This is a genomic window from Paracoccus rhizosphaerae, assembly GCF_026162645.1.
Taxonomy (GTDB): domain Bacteria; phylum Pseudomonadota; class Alphaproteobacteria; order Rhodobacterales; family Rhodobacteraceae; genus Paracoccus; species Paracoccus rhizosphaerae.
The window spans coordinates 22068-37960 of record NZ_JAOTBE010000011.1 but is presented as its reverse complement, the minus strand read 5'-3'; the positions used below and the strand labels follow the sequence as shown (position 1 = coordinate 37960).

14 protein-coding genes and 1 other annotated feature are annotated in these 15893 nt (G+C 66.5%); of the genes, 6 read left to right on the top strand and 8 right to left on the bottom strand.

The features are described from left to right. Positions 1-22: 22 nt before the first annotated feature. Both OC184_RS06400 and OC184_RS06395 read left to right on the top strand, forming a co-directional pair. A complete protein-coding gene (locus tag OC184_RS06400; RefSeq protein ID WP_265506352.1) occupies positions 23-1987 on the top strand; it encodes a heme lyase CcmF/NrfE family subunit in 1965 nt (654 codons plus the stop codon). Next, positions 1984-2457 (top strand): cytochrome c-type biogenesis protein, encoded by a 474-nt coding sequence (locus OC184_RS06395; protein ID WP_265506351.1) that lies wholly within the window; start codon positions 1984-1986, stop codon positions 2455-2457. The genes OC184_RS06400 and OC184_RS06395 overlap by 4 nt, the downstream gene beginning before the upstream one ends. 132 nt (positions 2458-2589) lie before the next feature. Here OC184_RS06395 and OC184_RS06390 read toward each other — a convergent pair whose 3' ends face one another. From OC184_RS06390 to OC184_RS06380, 3 genes are all read right to left on the bottom strand, one after another. Then, positions 2590-3285, bottom strand: coding sequence for an NUDIX domain-containing protein (locus OC184_RS06390; RefSeq protein ID WP_265506350.1), 696 nt, complete (start codon positions 3283-3285; stop codon positions 2590-2592). Beyond that, complete coding sequence (locus tag OC184_RS06385; protein ID WP_265506349.1) at positions 3282-3698, bottom strand: DUF983 domain-containing protein; 417 nt, start codon at positions 3696-3698, stop codon at positions 3282-3284. Before OC184_RS06385 ends, OC184_RS06390 begins: the two co-directional genes overlap by 4 nt. Before the next feature lie 75 nt (positions 3699-3773). Beyond that, positions 3774-5162 (bottom strand): diguanylate cyclase, encoded by a 1389-nt coding sequence (locus OC184_RS06380; protein WP_265506348.1) that lies wholly within the window; start codon positions 5160-5162, stop codon positions 3774-3776. Positions 5163-5282: 120 nt separating this feature from the next. Between OC184_RS06380 and OC184_RS06375 the strand changes: the two genes are divergently transcribed. From OC184_RS06375 to OC184_RS06365, 3 genes are all read left to right on the top strand, one after another. Further along, on the top strand, positions 5283-5561 hold the full coding sequence (locus OC184_RS06375; RefSeq protein ID WP_265506347.1) for a DUF3572 family protein: 279 nt from the start codon (positions 5283-5285) through the stop codon (positions 5559-5561). 71 nt (positions 5562-5632) lie between these two features. Then, the gene (locus OC184_RS06370; RefSeq protein WP_265506346.1) at positions 5633-6199 is read left to right on the top strand and encodes a heme NO-binding protein; all 567 of its coding nucleotides are present in this window, start codon (positions 5633-5635) and stop codon (positions 6197-6199) included. 2 nt (positions 6200-6201) lie between these two features. After that, entirely contained in the window at positions 6202-7185 is a 984-nt protein-coding gene (locus OC184_RS06365; protein WP_265506345.1) for a GGDEF domain-containing protein, read from the top strand. 15 nt (positions 7186-7200) lie between these two features. Here the strand turns inward: OC184_RS06365 and OC184_RS06360 are convergent, their stop codons facing one another. The 3 genes from OC184_RS06360 to trpS form a co-directional block, all read right to left on the bottom strand. Then, entirely contained in the window at positions 7201-8055 is an 855-nt protein-coding gene (locus OC184_RS06360) for a universal stress protein (RefSeq protein WP_265506344.1), read from the bottom strand. A gap of 17 nt (positions 8056-8072) precedes the next feature. Further along, entirely contained in the window at positions 8073-9569 is a 1497-nt protein-coding gene (locus tag OC184_RS06355; RefSeq protein ID WP_265506343.1) for a SulP family inorganic anion transporter, read from the bottom strand. Between the two features lie 58 nt (positions 9570-9627). After that, positions 9628-9683: a sequence feature (sul1 is cis-regulatory element that is thought to sense ions involved in sulfur or methionine metabolism; They are found in Alphaproteobacteria), on the bottom strand. An 83-nt stretch (positions 9684-9766) separates the two neighbouring features. Next, positions 9767-10801: a tryptophan--tRNA ligase gene (gene trpS, locus OC184_RS06350; protein ID WP_265506342.1), complete on the bottom strand. Its 1035-nt coding sequence runs from the start codon at positions 10799-10801 to the stop codon at positions 9767-9769. 76 nt (positions 10802-10877) lie between these two features. Between trpS and OC184_RS06345 the strand changes: the two genes are divergently transcribed. Next, complete coding sequence (locus OC184_RS06345; protein ID WP_265506341.1) at positions 10878-11579, top strand: rhomboid family intramembrane serine protease; 702 nt, start codon at positions 10878-10880, stop codon at positions 11577-11579. On the opposite strand, the gene murJ is transcribed toward OC184_RS06345, so the two are convergent. Together murJ and OC184_RS06335 are read right to left on the bottom strand one after the other, a co-directional pair. Further along, on the bottom strand, positions 11576-13105 hold the full coding sequence (murJ, locus tag OC184_RS06340; RefSeq protein WP_265506340.1) for a murein biosynthesis integral membrane protein MurJ: 1530 nt from the start codon (positions 13103-13105) through the stop codon (positions 11576-11578). The two genes, OC184_RS06345 and murJ, sit on opposite strands and share 4 nt — an antisense overlap. Continuing rightward, positions 13102-15870, bottom strand: a complete 2769-nt coding sequence (locus OC184_RS06335) for a [protein-PII] uridylyltransferase (protein WP_265506339.1) — start codon at positions 15868-15870, stop codon at positions 13102-13104. Before OC184_RS06335 ends, murJ begins: the two co-directional genes overlap by 4 nt. Positions 15871-15893 lie beyond the last annotated feature (23 nt).

Below are 15893 nucleotides of genomic sequence, written 5' to 3'. Positions count from 1 at the left end.
GATCAACGGAGGACACCCCTTGATGATCGCTGAATACGGCCATTTCGCCCTGATCCTGGCCTTCGCGGTCGCCGTCTATCAGATGACGGTGCCCATGGTGGGTGCCGCGAAGGGATGGCAGGGCTGGATGGACAGCGCGCGCCCCGCGGCGCTGGCGCAGCTGCTGCTGATGGCGATCAGCTTCGGGGCGCTGACGGTTGCCTTTGTCACGTCAGACTTCTCGGTCAGCCTCGTCTATGAGAATTCGCATACCTCGAAGCCGCTGATCTACAAGATCAGCGGCGTCTGGGGGAATCATGAAGGCTCGATGCTGCTGTGGGTGCTGATCCTGGCGCTGTTCGGTTCGGCGGCGGCGCTGTTCGGAGGCAACCTTCCGCCCAGCCTTCGGGCGCGTGTCCTGGGGGTGCAGGCGGCGGTCAGCGTGGCCTTCTATGCCTTCATCATCTTCACTTCGAACCCGTTCTGGCGGATGGGAAATCCGCCCTTCGACGGCCGCGACCTGAACCCGCTGCTGCAGGACCCGGGCCTGGCGTTCCATCCGCCGTTTCTTTACCTCGGCTATGTCGGCCTCTCGATGGCATTCAGCTTCGCGGTCGCTGCCCTGATCGAGGGCCGTGTGGATGCGGCCTGGGCGCGGTGGGTGCGTCCCTGGACGCTGGCGGCATGGATCTTCCTGACCATCGGCATCGCGCTCGGGTCCTGGTGGGCCTATTACGAGCTGGGCTGGGGCGGCTTCTGGTTCTGGGACCCGGTCGAGAATGCCAGCTTCATGCCGTGGCTGCTGGCAGCGGCGCTTCTGCATTCCGCCATCGTCGTCGAAAAGCGCGAGGCCCTGAAAAGCTGGACCATCCTTCTGGCGATCATGGCCTTTGGATTTTCGCTGATCGGGACATTCATCGTTCGGTCGGGCGTCATCACCTCGGTCCATAGCTTTGCCAACGACCCCGAACGCGGGGTGTTCATCCTGGCGATCCTGGCGGTCTTCATCGGCGGCGCGTTGACGCTTTACGCCTTCCGCGCCTCGGCCATGACGGCGAAAGGGGTGTTCGCGCCGCTGTCACGCGAAGGCGCGCTGGTGTTGAACAACGTGCTGTTGGCCGTGGCCGCCTTCGTGGTCTTCATCGGCACGATCTGGCCCTTGGTGGCCGAGATGTTCTGGGGCCGAGTCCTGTCGGTCGGACCGCCGTTCTTCGACCAGGCCTTCACGCCCTTCATGATCGTCCTTGCAATCGTGCTGCCGGTCGGTTCGCTGATGCCGTGGAAGCGCGCGACACTGGCCCGCAGCCTGAGGCCGCTCCGCGAGGCACTGGTGCTGGCGGCGGCGGTCATGGCCCTGGTCTTCGCCGTCTCGACCGGGCATTCGGCGCTGGCTGTGATCGGCGCAGGGCTGGGGTCCTGGCTGGTGTTCGGCGCCTTTTCCGAACTGTGGCTGCGGACGGGTTCGGCCGGTGCGGGACGCCTGCTGCGGTTGCCGCGGGCGGATTGGGGCAAGGCCGTCGCCCATGCCGGCCTTGGCGTGACCTTCGTGGCCGTCGCCTTGATCCAAGCGTGGCAAATCGAGGATGTCCGCGTGGCGGAGGTTGACCAGCCCTTCCAAATCGGACCCTATCAGATGGTGCTGCGGTCGGTGGATCGGAACGACGGGCCGAACTATCTGGCGCAGCGCGCCGTGGTCGAGGTGACGCGGGACGGACGCGACGTGGCAACTCTTTATCCGGAAAAGCGCGTTTATCCGGTGCAGGGCATGCCCACGACCGAGGCGGCGATCGACTATGGCTTCTGGCGCGATCTCTATGTCGTCCTGGGTGACGAACAGCCGGACGGAGGCTGGGCTCTGCGGACCTATGTCAAGCCCTTCGCCAACTGGATCTGGGGCGGTGCGATGCTGATGGCTCTTGGCGGTCTGATCAGCCTGACAGACCGCCGCTATCGCGTCGCTGCCGGCGCCCGACGCGCTGCGCCCACGACGGCGGTGGCCGCGGAATGACGCGGCTGCTGCGTGGCCTTCTGCTGGTGCTGGCGCTGGCCGGTCCCCTCTCCGTGCCGGCTTTCGCCGTTCAGCCAGACGAGGTGCTGGAAGATGCGGGTCTCGAAGCGCGGGCGCGCGAAATCTCGCGCAAGTTGCGCTGTCCCGTCTGCCAGGGCGAGACCATCGATGATTCCAACGCCGCAATCAGCCGCGACCTTCGGCTCTATGTTCGCGAACGTCTTGTCGCCGGTGACACCGACCCCGAGGTGATCGACAACGTCGTCGACCGCTTCGGCGAGTTCGTCCTCTTCGAGCCACGCGCCACTGGCAGCGGGCTGATTTTGTGGCTGGCCGGGCCTCTGATGGCGCTGATCGCGGCGCTTGTGGCGTGGCGCTTCTTGCGCAGCCGCGACCGCGCCCCCACGGAAACCCCGGCGCTGGACGCGGCTGAAAAGAAGCGGCTTGATGAGATCATGCGCGGGGGCTGACGCGGGATCCGGGATGATCTGATGGTTCGTGCCGTGTTCGCCTTTGGGGCGGCACCATTCGAAAGCGCTGCCGGCGTCCTGGGGCGGTATTCAGATTAGTCCCCCGTTTGATGTGCCGTCGTCAAACGCTGGTTAGGGGATCTGGCAGAACCGGGGCACCGGCCCGCGGTTGTCGAAGAAGGGCAAGGTCGGGGGCTGGGGCAAGGGTTGTTCGGGCGGGACACCTGCGACCAACCGGGCCAGTTCGGCCAGAACGACCTCGGTGATGAATGGCAGGTCCAGATTGCGTGCCTCGGGCAGGGGCACCCATTGCAGGTGCGAAAGCTCGTCACAGGCCATGCTGAAATCGTCCGGATCACCGACGATGTGCGCCGCATCCGCAACGAAGAAACGGGCATCGAAGCGGCGCGGGCGGCCAGGCGGGGTGATTGCGCGGAAGACATAGGTCAACGCACTAGCATCAGGTGTCAGACCGGCATCGCGATAGCCCGGCCAAGGGCAAGGCGATCCATCCGGCTGGCCAATCAGCAGGCCCGTCTCCTCGGCCAGCTCTCGCAGGGCTGCGGCCGCCAGGGCATTCGGGTCAGGAGCATGGCCTGCCGCGGGTTCGGCCATCAGGCGTTCGCGGCAGAGCGGCGGAAGCGGCTTTGCAAGCGTGACGGCCGCGTCTTCGGGATCCACGGCGCCGCCGGGGAAGACGAACTTCGACGGCATGAACACCGCCTTGGCGCCGCGCATGCCCATCAGGACCGAGGTGCCACTTCCCGTACGGCGCAGGGCCACGATCGTGGCCGCGTCGCGCACAGGCAAAGCGGCGTCAGATGTCATGCCCCGGCCTTGGACCGGTTATCAAAGCCATGCATCCGCCGCGCCCATTGCAGCCCGATGAACCCGCCCTTGATGACGGGAAGCATTGCCAGCGACAGCACTATTGACCCGATGCCGAAGGCCAGAAGCAGCGTCATCGCGCTTGGCCGCCAAGCCACGAACGACGCCAGAAGCAGCGGCGCGCCGAGGTGAGAAACGATGAGGATCGTCAGATAGGCCGGGCCGTCGTCGGCGCGTTGGTGATGCAGCGCCTCGTTGCAACTGGGGCAGTGGTCGGCGACCTTCAGATAGCTGCTGAAGATGCGCCCCTGTCCGCAGGCGGGGCAACGGCCAAGCGCGGCGCGGCGCATGGCAATACCGGTCGGACGCTCGTCCTGATCGTCGGGGGACATCATGCTGTCGCCATAGCTCATCGGGTTCTCCTTCGAAGACGGGCCGCTCCGGCTGCCGATAATCTAGGCGGTGCGGCGTGTCATTGAAAGACCCGGTCACGCCGCCTGTTCAAAAGGGGCGGAAACGACGCGGTTCCGGCCCCTGGCCTTGGCCGAGCGCAACGCGCGATCCGCCCGCTCCATCGCCAGCTGCGCGATCTGGTCCGGCCAGCCGTCACCGCCTGACGGGACGGTGGCAAGGCCGACCGAGGCGGTCACGCGAATCTCTCCTCCGCCGGAAAGGCCGGGAAGGGCCACCGGCTTGTCCTGGACCGCGCGGCGCAGTTCCTCGGCCATGCGGAGCCCGCAGTCGGCGTCGCAGTCGCTGAGGGCGCAGAGAAACTCTTCGCCCCCCATCCTGGCGACAAGGCCGGCACCGCCGACCGTGTTGCGCAGCCGCTGCGCAACTTCGACCAGGACGGCGTCGCCGGCGTTGTGCCCGTGCTTGTCGTTGACCGACTTGAAGTGGTCGAGGTCGATGGCCAGGACGCAGAACCCGTGCTTCGAGATCATCGCGTCCCGCGCGATTTCGGCCAGCTTCGGCAGCGCGTGGCGGCGGTTCGACAGGCCGGTCAGCGGGTCGGTCATGGCCCAGACCATGTGACGCTGCACCTCGGCCCGGTGCTGATCGCTCTTGGTCTTTCGCGACAGCAGGCGCTGCAGCGACACGACGGCAGCCTGCGCCCCGCTGGCCCCACCGAACGTGTCCGACAGCACGTCGCCGGCGCCAAGGTCGAGCGCGATCGAGGCAAGCTCCTCGCGCTCGGGTGCGATGGCGATCACGAAGCCCGCATCCCTAGACCCCTGGCGGGACCGCAGTTCGGACAGAAGGCGCAGGCCGTCGCCGCGGCCACGAATGTCGGCGGCGATCAGATAGAGGTCGGCCGTCCGCCCCGAGGCCGCGGCGCCAAGCGCCTCGTCGGGGTCGCGGATGTCGAACCGGCCCGCCATCCGCGTCGACAGCATCTGCCGCCAGCGCAGCGCCCGGCCGATACTGTCGGCGATCAGCACGATCTGCGGCAGGGCGACGTGGCTGAATGCGGCGGGCGCTTCGGCCAGCCCCAGCTGCGCCTCTTGCGGGTTCTGCGAATCGCGCAGGATGCCCCTGACCCTCGCCATCAGCATCTGATCCTCGACATCCGCGCCAAGGGTGGCCGTCGCGCCGGCCTGCAGCGCCGCCAGCCTGGCCTCGGGCCTGACCAGCATCAGGACGGGGATGTCAGCGTAGCGCATGTCCGAGGTCAGCTGCCTGCAGACATCGATCGCCGGACAGTCCGACAGCCCGCCGCCGATGATGATCAGGTCCGGACGGGCCATAGCAAGCTGGGCGGTCAGTTGCTCCAGCGCGCCGACCGCCACCACGTCATAGCATACCGCAGACAGACGGACCTTGAGGGTGATCCGCGCCGTCGCCGTGCCGTCTGCAACAAGGATGCGTGCCGTCATCTGCTAACCCGGGAATCTCGACATCTAGGTTCCAATTTCGCTGCAAATGCTTAACAAAGGGTTTCTCGGCGGCCTGGCCCCGGCGCGAAATCCCGATCGGAGACTTGAATGGCGGTAGGTATGCAGCAGGCACATGATATCGCGACGCGCGTCCTGATCGCCATGGCCGAAAGACGGGATGATCTTGTGCGGTTCCTGGACGGTGCGGGTCTCCAGCCATCCGACCTGCGCGCCTTCGCTGACCGGCCTGACATGGCACTGTTCCTGCTAGATTTTCTTGTCGAGGATGATGAGAGGCTCTGTGCCTTTGCAGATGCCGTCGATGTGCGGCCCCAGGACATCATGTCAGCCCGGACGGCGCTGTCCGGACCAGGCAGCTATGGATGGTCCGCCGACTAGCGGAAATCCGCCGGCCGTTACCGGTTTCTTTACCGCCGCACGGGTAACCTCGACTCGAATCGAGGTGAAGCATGAACAGGTTGGTCAGCCGGGCGATCGAGGAGTTTCTGCGCTCCACCTACGGCGAGGAACTGGTGCAAGAGCTTGACGGGACGCCGGAGGCAGAGGCCGGCGTCACCGACCCCGCGCGGATCGACGTCTCGGGCCTCTCGCGCGCTGGATGCCGCCTATCGAAGCCGCTGTCCGAGATGCTCGAGGATATGGGCGGCTGGATGACACGTATCGAACCGATCCGGCGGCTGCTGCGATTTTCGGGGCGCGACTTCAAGGATTTCCTGCTGCGCCTGGATGAACTGCCGGGGCGGGCGAACCTGGTCCTGCCGACGCTGCCCGTTCCGCGGCTTCAGGTCCGGACGTCCGAGCGTGGCGTCCAGGTGATGATCATTGATCCTGACCCGAAATCAGCATGGCAGTTCCTGCTCGTCGGCCTGATCCGCGGCATGGCCGACGACTATGGTGCGCTCTGCCTCATCGCCATCGATGAGGTATCTATCCGGATCGACATCTGGGACGAGCAGTTTGCGGAAGGACGCCTGTTCAGCCTTGAGGGGGCGTCCGTCATGCTGGGGACGACATGAGCATGGCCGAAACCTCATGCCTTATGCCGGCCTCTGCGCTGGCGCAGCTTCTGCCCATGCACCTGTGGCTGCGCGAAGACGGAACCCTCATCTCGGCCGGGCGGACCTTGGCAAAGCTGCTGCCGGATCTGGACGATGGGCTCGTCGGCAGGCTTTCGGGGGCGCGTCCGGGTGAGCCCTCGGACCCGATGACCGCGATCCGCGGCGCGGTGGACGGCCGTCGGAGGCTGTTCCTGCGCGTCGAGGGCAGCCAGCTTGTCCTTCGCGGCCACGGGGTGCGGGTTGCGGGCGGGTCGGTGCTGCTGAACCTGGGTTTCGGCATCGGGCTTCACCATGCGATCCGGCAGGCCGCGTTGACCGACGACGACTTCGCGCCCTCGGATCTGGCGATGGAACTTCTGTTCCTGCAAGAGGCCAACCGCGGCGTTCTGAATGAGCTGTCGCGCTTCAACGAACAGCTGGAGCAGTCGCGTGCGCGGGCGCTTTTGCAGGCCCAGACAGATCCACTGACCGGGCTGGGCAACAGGAGAAAGCTGGAGTCGACGCTTTCGGCGGCGCTGAAGACCTCAGAGACGGGCGAGATCAGGCCCTTCGCGCTGGTGCATCTGGATTTGGATAACTTCAAGCAGGTGAACGACCTGCTGGGCCACCAGGCGGGGGATGATCTTCTCCGCGCGGTCGGCAAGGTGCTGCGCGACCAGATCAGGCACGCGGATACGGCAACCCGGATCGGCGGCGACGAATTCGTGCTGCTGCTGCCGGGCATGACCTCGCGCCCTGCGCTGAAACAGCTTTCCGCCCGCATCATCGGTGCGATCAATGCCCTGACGCCGCCGGAACTGCCAGGGCTGCCAGTTTCCACCAGCCTGGGGATCGTGGTCTGGCCCACCGACGGGGCCGAGCACCCAGACGAGGTGCTGGCCCTGGCGGATGAGGCGCTTTATGCGTCGAAGCGCAGCGGGCGAAGCCGAGCCACGATCAGATGACGCCCGCGGGAATGGTCACCGGAACAGCAGGACGGGCCTGCGCGATTCGATCAGCATCTGCGTTGTCGTCGATCCGATGATCAGTTGGCGGATCCGGCTATGGCCGTAGGCGCCCATCACCAACAGGTCGTGGTCCCGCTCCTCGATGCGGTTGATCAGCGCGGCTTCGGGCTGACCGTCCAGCACGACCTGCTGCGCATCCAGACCCGAGGCGCGAAGCCGCAGGATCGCCTCGTCCAGGTGGCTGTCGGCATTGCGGGGGCCGGGCGCTACCATCGCGACCTCGATGGCAAGGCCTTGGAATGCCGGATCGGCGGCGATGTGATCGACCGCCTTCACGGCCGAGGACCCGCCGTCGAAGGCGATCAGCACGCGCGAGATCGGGCGGAAGGCTCGGGCCGCCACCAGGACAGGCACGCGCGCCGCACGCACGATGCGTTCCAGGTTGGAGCCCAGGTGGCCCCGCGCGAAATCCGCCGCGGCGCCCCGCTTGCCGATGACGATCATCTTCGCATCCGTTTCCCGGCCGGCGGCGCGGTCGATCAGGTCGCCCTGATCCAGTCGCGTCGTGACGTCGACGGCGCCAGTCGATTCGGCCAGCGCCCGGGCGTCCTCCAGAAGCGCCCGCCCCTGGGCATTCGCGATTCGGGACCGCTGCGCGTCCAGCGTCGACAGCTCTTCCAGCAGGGCGCTGCGCGCGCCAAGCCGGATCGCACCCGATAGGTCCTGCGCGCCCGCCGCTTCCCGGCGTCCGAGGACGTGCAGCAGGTGCACCGGACTGCCGCTGCGCGCCGACATCCAGGCCGCATGTTCGCAGACCGACGCCGCATAGGTCGAACCGTCCACCAGCGCGATGATCTTGTCCGTCATGGTCGTCCCCCCCCCCTTTAGTGTGCAACCATTTTATCCAGCGCGCCGGGCTTGTCATGCATGGCAAGCCGGTCGACCAGCGTTTCCGAGGCTTCGTTCATGCCGACCAGCTCGACCTCGGCCCCGTCGCGGCGGAACTTGAGGATCGCCATGTCCAATGCCTGAATCGAGCTGATGTCCCAGATATGCGCCCGGCTGACGTCGATGGTGACATGATCAAGCGCTTCCGAGAAGTCGAAAGCCGCCATGAAATCCTCGACCGAGCCGTAGAACATCTGCCCCTCGACCACATAGGTCCGGCTGCGCCCGTCAGTCGACAGCACTGAGGTGACGCGGAACAGCTGCGCGATCTTCGCGGCGAAGAATATCCCCGACAGAAGCACCCCGACCAGCACCCCAATGGCCAGGTTGTGCGTCCAGACCACCGTCGCCACCGTCGCCAGCATCACGACCGAGGACGATCGCGGATGAGTGCGCAGATTGGAGATCGACGACCAGCTGAACGTGCCGATCGAGACCATGATCATGATCGCGACAAGCGCCGCCATGGGGATGCGGCTGACCAGATCGCCCAGCCCCACGACCAGGATCAGCAGGGCCACCCCGGCAACGAAGGACGACAGGCGGCCGCGCCCGCCGGACTTCACGTTGATCATCGACTGACCAATCATTGCGCAGCCCGCCATGCCGCCGATGAAGCCGGTGGCGGTGTTGGCCAGCCCCTGGCCGATACACTCCTGGTTGCGGTTCGTCCGGGTGTCGGTCAGCTCGTCCACCAGGTTCTGCGTCATGAGGCTTTCCAGCAGGCCGACGATTGCTACAGCGAAGGAATAGGGCAGGATGATCCGCAGCGTATCGAGGTTCAGCGGCACGTTGGGCAGCAGGAAGACCGGCAGCGTATCGGGCAGCGCGCCCATGTCGCCCACTGTCCGCACGTCCCATCCCAAGGCCATGGCCAGCGCGGTCATCACGACGATGGTGACCAGGGGTGACGGGACCGCCGTCGTCAGGCGCGGGAACAGATAGATGATCGCCAGCGATGCGGTGACCAGGACATAGGTGAACCAGCCGACCCCCGGCGTCGAGGGGTCGAGTTCCGGCAGCTGCGCCATGAAGATCAGGATCGCCAACGCGTTCACGAAGCCGGTCATCACCGACTTTGACACGAAGCGCATGACGAAGCCCAGCCTCAGCGCGCCGCAGGCGATCTGGATCAGGCCGGCCAGCACCGTGGCCGCCAGCAGGTATTCCAGCCCGTGGTCTCGCACCAGCGTGACCATCAGGACCGCCGTGGCCGCCGTCGCGGCCGAGATCATGCCCGGTCGCCCGCCGGTGATCGCCGTGATCACCGCGATCGAGAAGCTGGCATAGAGCCCGACCTTGGGGTCGACGCCCGCGATGATGGAAAAGGCGATGGCCTCGGGGATGAGGGCCAGCGCCACCACCAGCCCCGACAGAAGGTCCGGGCGGACATTGCCCAGCCATTCGTTCTTGTAACGTGTCATCGAAAACATGAGATATCCGTTCCCGGCCGGCAGAGATGCGGCCCAGCATGTTCTTGCGAAAGGTTCGAATTGTCCGGCGGATCGGCGGCCGGAGTAGCCACCCGGAATCTCACCGGGTCCATGCGATTGCGCGTCTGATAGCCGCAGCAGGTGCGGCAAGGCAACACTTTGAGGAGAAAACGCCACCCGCGGCGGGTGGCGCGTTCTCAGGCGCGGGTGCGCAGCAGTCCCATGATGTCCTTGGTGCGATCGAGGATGGGATTGGCGATGGCTGCGGCGCGGTCGGCGCCGTCGGCCAGGATGCGGTCGATCTGGGCCGGGTCGGCGGTATATTCGGCCATCCGGCGGGTGATGGGCGCCAGCGCCTCGACCGCAATCTCGGCCAGGGCCGGCTTGAAGGCGCCGAAGCCCTGACCCTCGAACCGCGCCAGGACCTGATCGGGCGTCTCGTCCGCCAGGGCGGCATAGATGTTGACCAGGTTCTTCGCCTCGGGGCGGTCCTTCAGGCCCTCCATCTGGCCGGGCAGGGGATCGGCATCGGTGCGGGCCTTGCGGATCTTCTGGGCGATGGTGTCGGCGTCGTCGGTCAGATTGATCCGGCTGGCGTCCGAGGGATCTGACTTGGACATCTTCTTCGACCCGTCCCGCAGCGACATCACGCGTGTCGCCACGCCCTCGATCAGCGGCTCGGTCATCGGGAAATGCTCGACCCCGTAGTCGTGGTTGAACTTGGCGGCGATGTCGCGGGTCAGCTCCAGGTGCTGCTTCTGATCCTCGCCCACGGGAACCGCGGTCGCCTGATAGGTCAGGATGTCGGCCGCCATCAGCGCCGGATATGCCAGCAGGCCCAGGCTGACGTTTTCGGTATTCTTGCCGGCCTTGTCCTTGAACTGCGTCATCCGGTACATCCAGCCGACGCGGGCGACCGTGTTAAAGAGCCACGCCATTTCCGCATGGGCGCTGACCTGGCTTTGATTGAACAGGACCGATTGCGCGGGATCGACACCCGCCGCCATGAAGGCGGCCGCCGCCTCTCGGATGCGGACGCGCAGGACTTCAGGGTCTTGCCAGACGGTGATGGCGTGCAGGTCAACGACGCAATAGATCGTCTCGGCCTCTCCGCCCTGCAGGGCCGCGAACCGCTTCAGCGCGCCCAGATAGTTGCCAAGCGTCAGCCCGCCAGACGGCTGGATCCCCGAGAAGATGCGCTGACGAAACTGGGCGTTGATCTGGTCGGACATGACGGGCCTGCCTTGGAATTTCCTGGCCGCTGGCTTAGCGGTTGGTCGGAACCTCCGCAACCGCCAAGGAATGCCCATGCGCCCCGGCCTGACTGAATCCCCGCTGAATCCGCTGCCGCCGGTGATCTGGCTGCTGGCCCTTCCCGTCATCGCATCCGAGGCAGTGTTCGCCCTTGGCAGCGCCGGCCTGATCGGCGGGGCCGAGGGCGTCGGCCTGCGCCTGTCGGCGATCCGAATGACTGCCTTCCCGCCCGAACTGGCGCAGAGGGCCTGGGGCTTCGGCGTGCTGGACCTGGACCAGTTCTACCGCATCCTCAGCTACAGCTTCATCCACGTGTCGCTGACCCATGCCCTGTTCGTCGTGGTCTTCACGCTGGCGCTCGGCAACATGGTCGCCCAGAACCTGCGACCCGCGGCGGTGCTGGCGCTGTATCTGGGTTCGGCCATCGGCGGGGCGCTGGTCTATGCGGCGGTCCTGCCGCTGATCGGGGCGCGGCCGTCGCCGCTGATCGGCGGCTATCCGGCGGTCTATGGGCTGGTCGGGGCGTTCACCTTCCTTCTGTGGACAAGGCTTGCGGCCGAGAATGCCAACCGCCTGCGCGCATTCGTGCTGATCGGTGTGCTGCTGGCGTTCCAGCTGGTCTTCGGGCTGATCTTCGGCGGCGCCGGGCAGGGCTGGATCGCCGAGATTGCGGGCTTCGCCACGGGATTTGCGCTGTCTTTCCTGCTGGTCGACGGCGGCATCCGCCGGGCTCTGGCGCAGATCCGGCAGCGTTAGCCCCGCCGGACCGCCGCGCGCAGTTCTGACGGGCGATAGCCGGCGACCAGGTAGGCCAGCGCGAAATAGATCGCCGCCCCGCCGAAGACCAGGATCGCCAGAGAGACGCCGCGCCCCAACTCTGCACCCGCCAGCCACCCGCGCATCACCCAAAGGGCCATGGCCATGATCGCCGAAGCGGCCAGGATGCGCGGAAAAGCCCGGCGCAGCCGCGCATCGGCACGTGCCGCAGCCCCCATGCTGCGGGTGCCCCACCAAAGCTGCGCAACCATGACCCAGGCCGCGATCGTGGTGCCAAGCGCCGCGGCCAGGAAGCCGAAGACCGGCATCAAGCCGAACGCCGCCACCGCATTCACGATCATCGAGAACAGCGCATAGCGGAACGGCGTCTTCGTATCTTCGCGCGCGAAATAGAGCGGCTGGAGGATCTTCTGCAGCACGAAGGCCGGCAGGCCGAGCGCATAGACCACCAGCGCCGCCGAGGTCTGCTGCGTGTCGAAGGCCGAAAAGGCGCCGCGCTGGAACAGGGTGGAGACCATCGGCTCGGCGATGACGGCGATCGCGAAGGCGGCGGGCAGGGTCAGGAACAGCCCGAATTCCGTCGCGCGGGAATAGGCGGACTGGCCGCCGGCATGATCGTCGGCACGGATGCGGCGGGCCAGTTCCGGCAGCAGGACGACCGCCACCGCTGCCCCCACGACCCCCAACGGCAGCTGGTAAAGACGGTCGGAATAGGACAGCCAGGCGATCGCACCCTCGAACCGCGATCCCACCTGACGGCCGATCAGCAGGTTGATTTGGACGACGCCGCCGGCGAAGGCCGCTGGCAGGGCGACGGCGACCAGCCGGCGCATGTCCGGTGTCAGCCGCGGGCGGCGCGGCCAGAAGACATAACCCGAGCCGCGCGCGTCCCACCAGACCAGCCCCAATTGGGCGATGCCGGTGACCGGCGTCGCCCAAGCCAGCGTCAAGCCAAGGTCCCACCCCTGCCAGCGGCCCAGATACATCGCCACGATGAACAGCAGGTTCAGCAGCACCGGCGCCGCAGCGGCGGCGGTGAAGCGCCCGTTGGCGTTCAGCACGCCCGAGATCATCGACGCCATTGAGATCAGCAGGATGTAGGGGAAGGTGATGCGACCGTATTCCACCGCAAGGTCGAACCGCGGATCGCCCACGAAGCCCGAGGCCATCAGCCAGACCAGCCCCGGCATGAAGATCATCGCCAGCGCCGACAGCGCCAGCACCGTCATGAAGAGGCCCGAGAACGCGTCCTGGGCAAAGCCCCGTGCCTCGTCGATGTTCTCGATTTTTTTTGAAAACATCGGCACGAAGGCGGTGTTGAACGCGCCCTCGGCGAAGAAGCGCCGGAACATGTTGGGCAGCGACAGGGCGATCAGAAAAGCCTCGGCGACCGGACCGGTGCCCAGCCATGCCGCCATCAGGATGTCGCGCACGAAGCCCGACGCACGCGAGATCAGCGTCCAGAGCCCCACCGAGAGGAACCCCCGCACAAGTCCGCTTTTCATGCCTGTTCAGCCTCGGCCCGTTTGACGCCGTCGGCGATCGCCGCGCGCAGTTTCTTTTCCAGCGCTTCCCGCTTGGCCGGGCTGTGCAGCTTCAGCCCGAACATGTCCTTGACGTAGAAGCTGTCCACGACCTGCGCCCCGAAGGTGGCGATGACCGCGCTGACGATCTGGATGTGGTTCGCCGCCAGCGTCCGCGTCAGGTCATAGAGCAAGCCCGGACGGTCGCGGGTGTCCACCTCGATGATCGTATAGATGTCGCTGCCGTCGTTGTCGAAGGTGATGTGGGTCGGGAACTTGAACTCCCGGTTGCGCTTCTTGGGCTTGTCGCGGGTCGCGAAGGCTTCGCGGGCGACGATTTCGCCGGCCAGGGTGCGCAGGATGGTCTGGCGCAGGCGGGGCAGGCGATCCTCGGCGAAGGGATGACCCTCGCTGTCCTGGACCCAGAACACCGCGGTCGCATAGCCGTCGCGGGTGGTGTAGGTCCGCGCATCGACCACGTTCGCCCCGGTCAAGGTCAGCGCCCCCGCCAGCCGGGAAAAGATGCCGGGATGGTCAGACAGCACGAAGGCCGCCCTGGTGGCGTCCCGGTCCGTGTCAGCACGCAGGTCGATGCGGATCTCGTCGGCGCCCAGGCCCGACAGAAGTTCGGCGAAGACCGCCTGCGTCTGGGTCGGCAGCCCCGGCCAGTACGCATCGTAGTGGCGTTGCATCTCGGACCGGATGGCGCGAGCGTCCCAGCCCTTGGCGACCAGCATGTGGCGCAGGCTGCGCTTGGCCTCGGCTTGGCGGCGGTCGCGGTTCAGCTCCTCCAGCCCGTTTTCCAGCGCGGCGGCCGTTTCTTGGTGCAGCTTGCGCAGCAGCATGGCTTTCCAGTTGTTCCATGTGCCGGGGCCGACGCCACGGATGTCGCAGACGGTAAGCACCAGCAGCATGTCCAGCCGCTTGCGGGTCTTGACCGCCTTGGCAAAGTCTCGCAGCGTGCGCGGGTCGCTGATGTCGCGCTTCTGCGCCACGTCGGACATCAGCAGGTGGTTACGGACCAGCCACTCGACGATATCGACCTCGTCCTGCGGAAAGCCGAAGCGCGTCGCGATGCGCCGCACGATGCGGGCCCCGAGGATCGAGTGATCCTCTCGCCGCCCCTTGCCGATGTCATGAAGCAGCGTCGCCAGATAGAGTGCGCGGCGGTTCACGCCGGCGTCGATGATCTCGCTGGACAGGGGCAGGTCGTCAGGATGCTCGCCGCGTTCGATCTCGGCCAGGGCGGCAACGCACTGGATCGAATGTTCATCGACGGTATAGTGGTGATACAGGTTGAACTGCATCATCGCCACGACGGGCTGGAATTCGGGGATGAAAGCCCCCAGCACACCCAGTTCGTTCATCCGCCGCAGGGCGCGTTCCGGGTTCCCGTGCTTCAGCAGCAGGTCCATGAAGATGCGGATCGCCTCGGGGTCGTTCTGCACCTTCTCGTCGATCAGGTCGAGGTTCGCGGTCACCACGCGCATCGCATCGGGATGGATCAGGACGCCGCTGCGCAGCGCCTCCTCGAACAGGCGCAGGATGTTCAGCGGGTCCGACAGGAACTGCCTGCTGTCCTCGAATGTCAGCCGGCCGGCCCGGTCGATGAAGCCCGGACGCATCTTGCGGCGGCGGCGGAAGAACCGGCCAAGGAAGGGCGCCGTGCGGACATGGCGCGCCTCGAGCTCGGTCAGGAAGACACGGGTCAGCTCACCGACGCGGGTGGCGTGGCGGAAATAATCCTGCATGAAGTATTCGACCCCGCGCCGAGCGGCGGTGTCGGCATAGTGCATCCGGCGGGCCACCTCGACCTGCATGTCGAAGGACAGCACCTCGACCGGCCGGCCGGCGATCAGGTGCAGGTGGCTGCGCACGGCCCAGAGGAAATCCTCGGCCTGCCAGAAGGCCAGATGCTCGTCGCGGGTGAAGACGCCCAGATCCACCAGTTCCACCGCACGGTCCACGCGGTGGATGTACTTGGCGATCCAATAGAGGGTCTGAAGATCGCGCAGCCCGCCCTTGCCCTCCTTGACGTTCGGTTCAAGGACATAGCGCTGGCCGCCCTGACGGGCGTGGCGGTTGGCGCGCTCCTCCAGCTTCGCCTCGATGAATTCGGGGACGGTGCCGGCAAACAGCTCGGTCCAGAGACGCGTCCGCAGTTCCTCGGCCAGTGGCGCGTGACCGGTCACCACCCGGTGCTCCACCAGCGAGGTCCGGATCGTCATGTCGGCGCCACCCAGCCGCAGGCAGTCGTCGACGCTGCGGATCGAATGGCCGATCTTCAACTTGAGGTCCCACATCATGTAGAGCATCGATTCAACGACGCTCTCGGCCCAGGGGGTGATCTTCCACGGCGTCAGGAACAGCAGGTCCACGTCCGAATGCGGCGCCATCTCGGCCCGGCCGTAGCCGCCGACGCCCAGGACGGCCAGACGTTCGCTTTCCGACGGCGACTGCTGCGGGTGCAGCCGCGTGCTGGCCACGTGGTGCACCGCCGTCACGACCACGTCCGTCAGCGAGGCGATGGCGCGGACCGTCTCTCGCGCGGCGCGCGGATGCGTGGCGAAGGACGCCTCGATCGCGGCCATCGACTCGGTCCGCGTCTGCATCAGCATCGCGACCGTGGCGGCGCGGATCTGCCGCGGCTCGGTCAGGTCGGCCAGGGCCTGGTCCAGCCGGCCCAGCAGCGGACCGATTTCGGGAACGGGAAGCGCCCCGGCCGATGCCGGGGCGCTGCTGTTCATGACCTTTGTCATCTGCGTGGACT

What these genes read in the sequence shown, in the direction of transcription:
- OC184_RS06400 (WP_265506352.1), top strand. Translation starts at nt 23, where the DNA reads ATGATCGCTGAATACGGCCATTTCGCCCTGATCCTGGCCTTCGCGGTC.
- OC184_RS06395 (WP_265506351.1), top strand. Translation starts at nt 1,984, where the DNA reads ATGACGCGGCTGCTGCGTGGCCTTCTGCTGGTGCTGGCGCTGGCCGGT.
- OC184_RS06390 (WP_265506350.1), bottom strand. Translation starts at nt 3,285, where the DNA reads ATGACATCTGACGCCGCTTTGCCTGTGCGCGACGCGGCCACGATCGTG.
- OC184_RS06385 (WP_265506349.1), bottom strand. Translation starts at nt 3,698, where the DNA reads ATGAGCTATGGCGACAGCATGATGTCCCCCGACGATCAGGACGAGCGT.
- OC184_RS06380 (WP_265506348.1), bottom strand. Translation starts at nt 5,162, where the DNA reads ATGACGGCACGCATCCTTGTTGCAGACGGCACGGCGACGGCGCGGATC.
- OC184_RS06375 (WP_265506347.1), top strand. Translation starts at nt 5,283, where the DNA reads ATGCAGCAGGCACATGATATCGCGACGCGCGTCCTGATCGCCATGGCC.
- OC184_RS06370 (WP_265506346.1), top strand. Translation starts at nt 5,633, where the DNA reads ATGAACAGGTTGGTCAGCCGGGCGATCGAGGAGTTTCTGCGCTCCACC.
- OC184_RS06365 (WP_265506345.1), top strand. Translation starts at nt 6,202, where the DNA reads ATGGCCGAAACCTCATGCCTTATGCCGGCCTCTGCGCTGGCGCAGCTT.
- OC184_RS06360 (WP_265506344.1), bottom strand. Translation starts at nt 8,055, where the DNA reads ATGACGGACAAGATCATCGCGCTGGTGGACGGTTCGACCTATGCGGCG.
- OC184_RS06355 (WP_265506343.1), bottom strand. Translation starts at nt 9,569, where the DNA reads ATGTTTTCGATGACACGTTACAAGAACGAATGGCTGGGCAATGTCCGC.
- trpS (WP_265506342.1), bottom strand. Translation starts at nt 10,801, where the DNA reads ATGTCCGACCAGATCAACGCCCAGTTTCGTCAGCGCATCTTCTCGGGG.
- OC184_RS06345 (WP_265506341.1), top strand. Translation starts at nt 10,878, where the DNA reads ATGCGCCCCGGCCTGACTGAATCCCCGCTGAATCCGCTGCCGCCGGTG.
- murJ (WP_265506340.1), bottom strand. Translation starts at nt 13,105, where the DNA reads ATGAAAAGCGGACTTGTGCGGGGGTTCCTCTCGGTGGGGCTCTGGACG.
- OC184_RS06335 (WP_265506339.1), bottom strand. Translation starts at nt 15,870, where the DNA reads ATGAACAGCAGCGCCCCGGCATCGGCCGGGGCGCTTCCCGTTCCCGAA.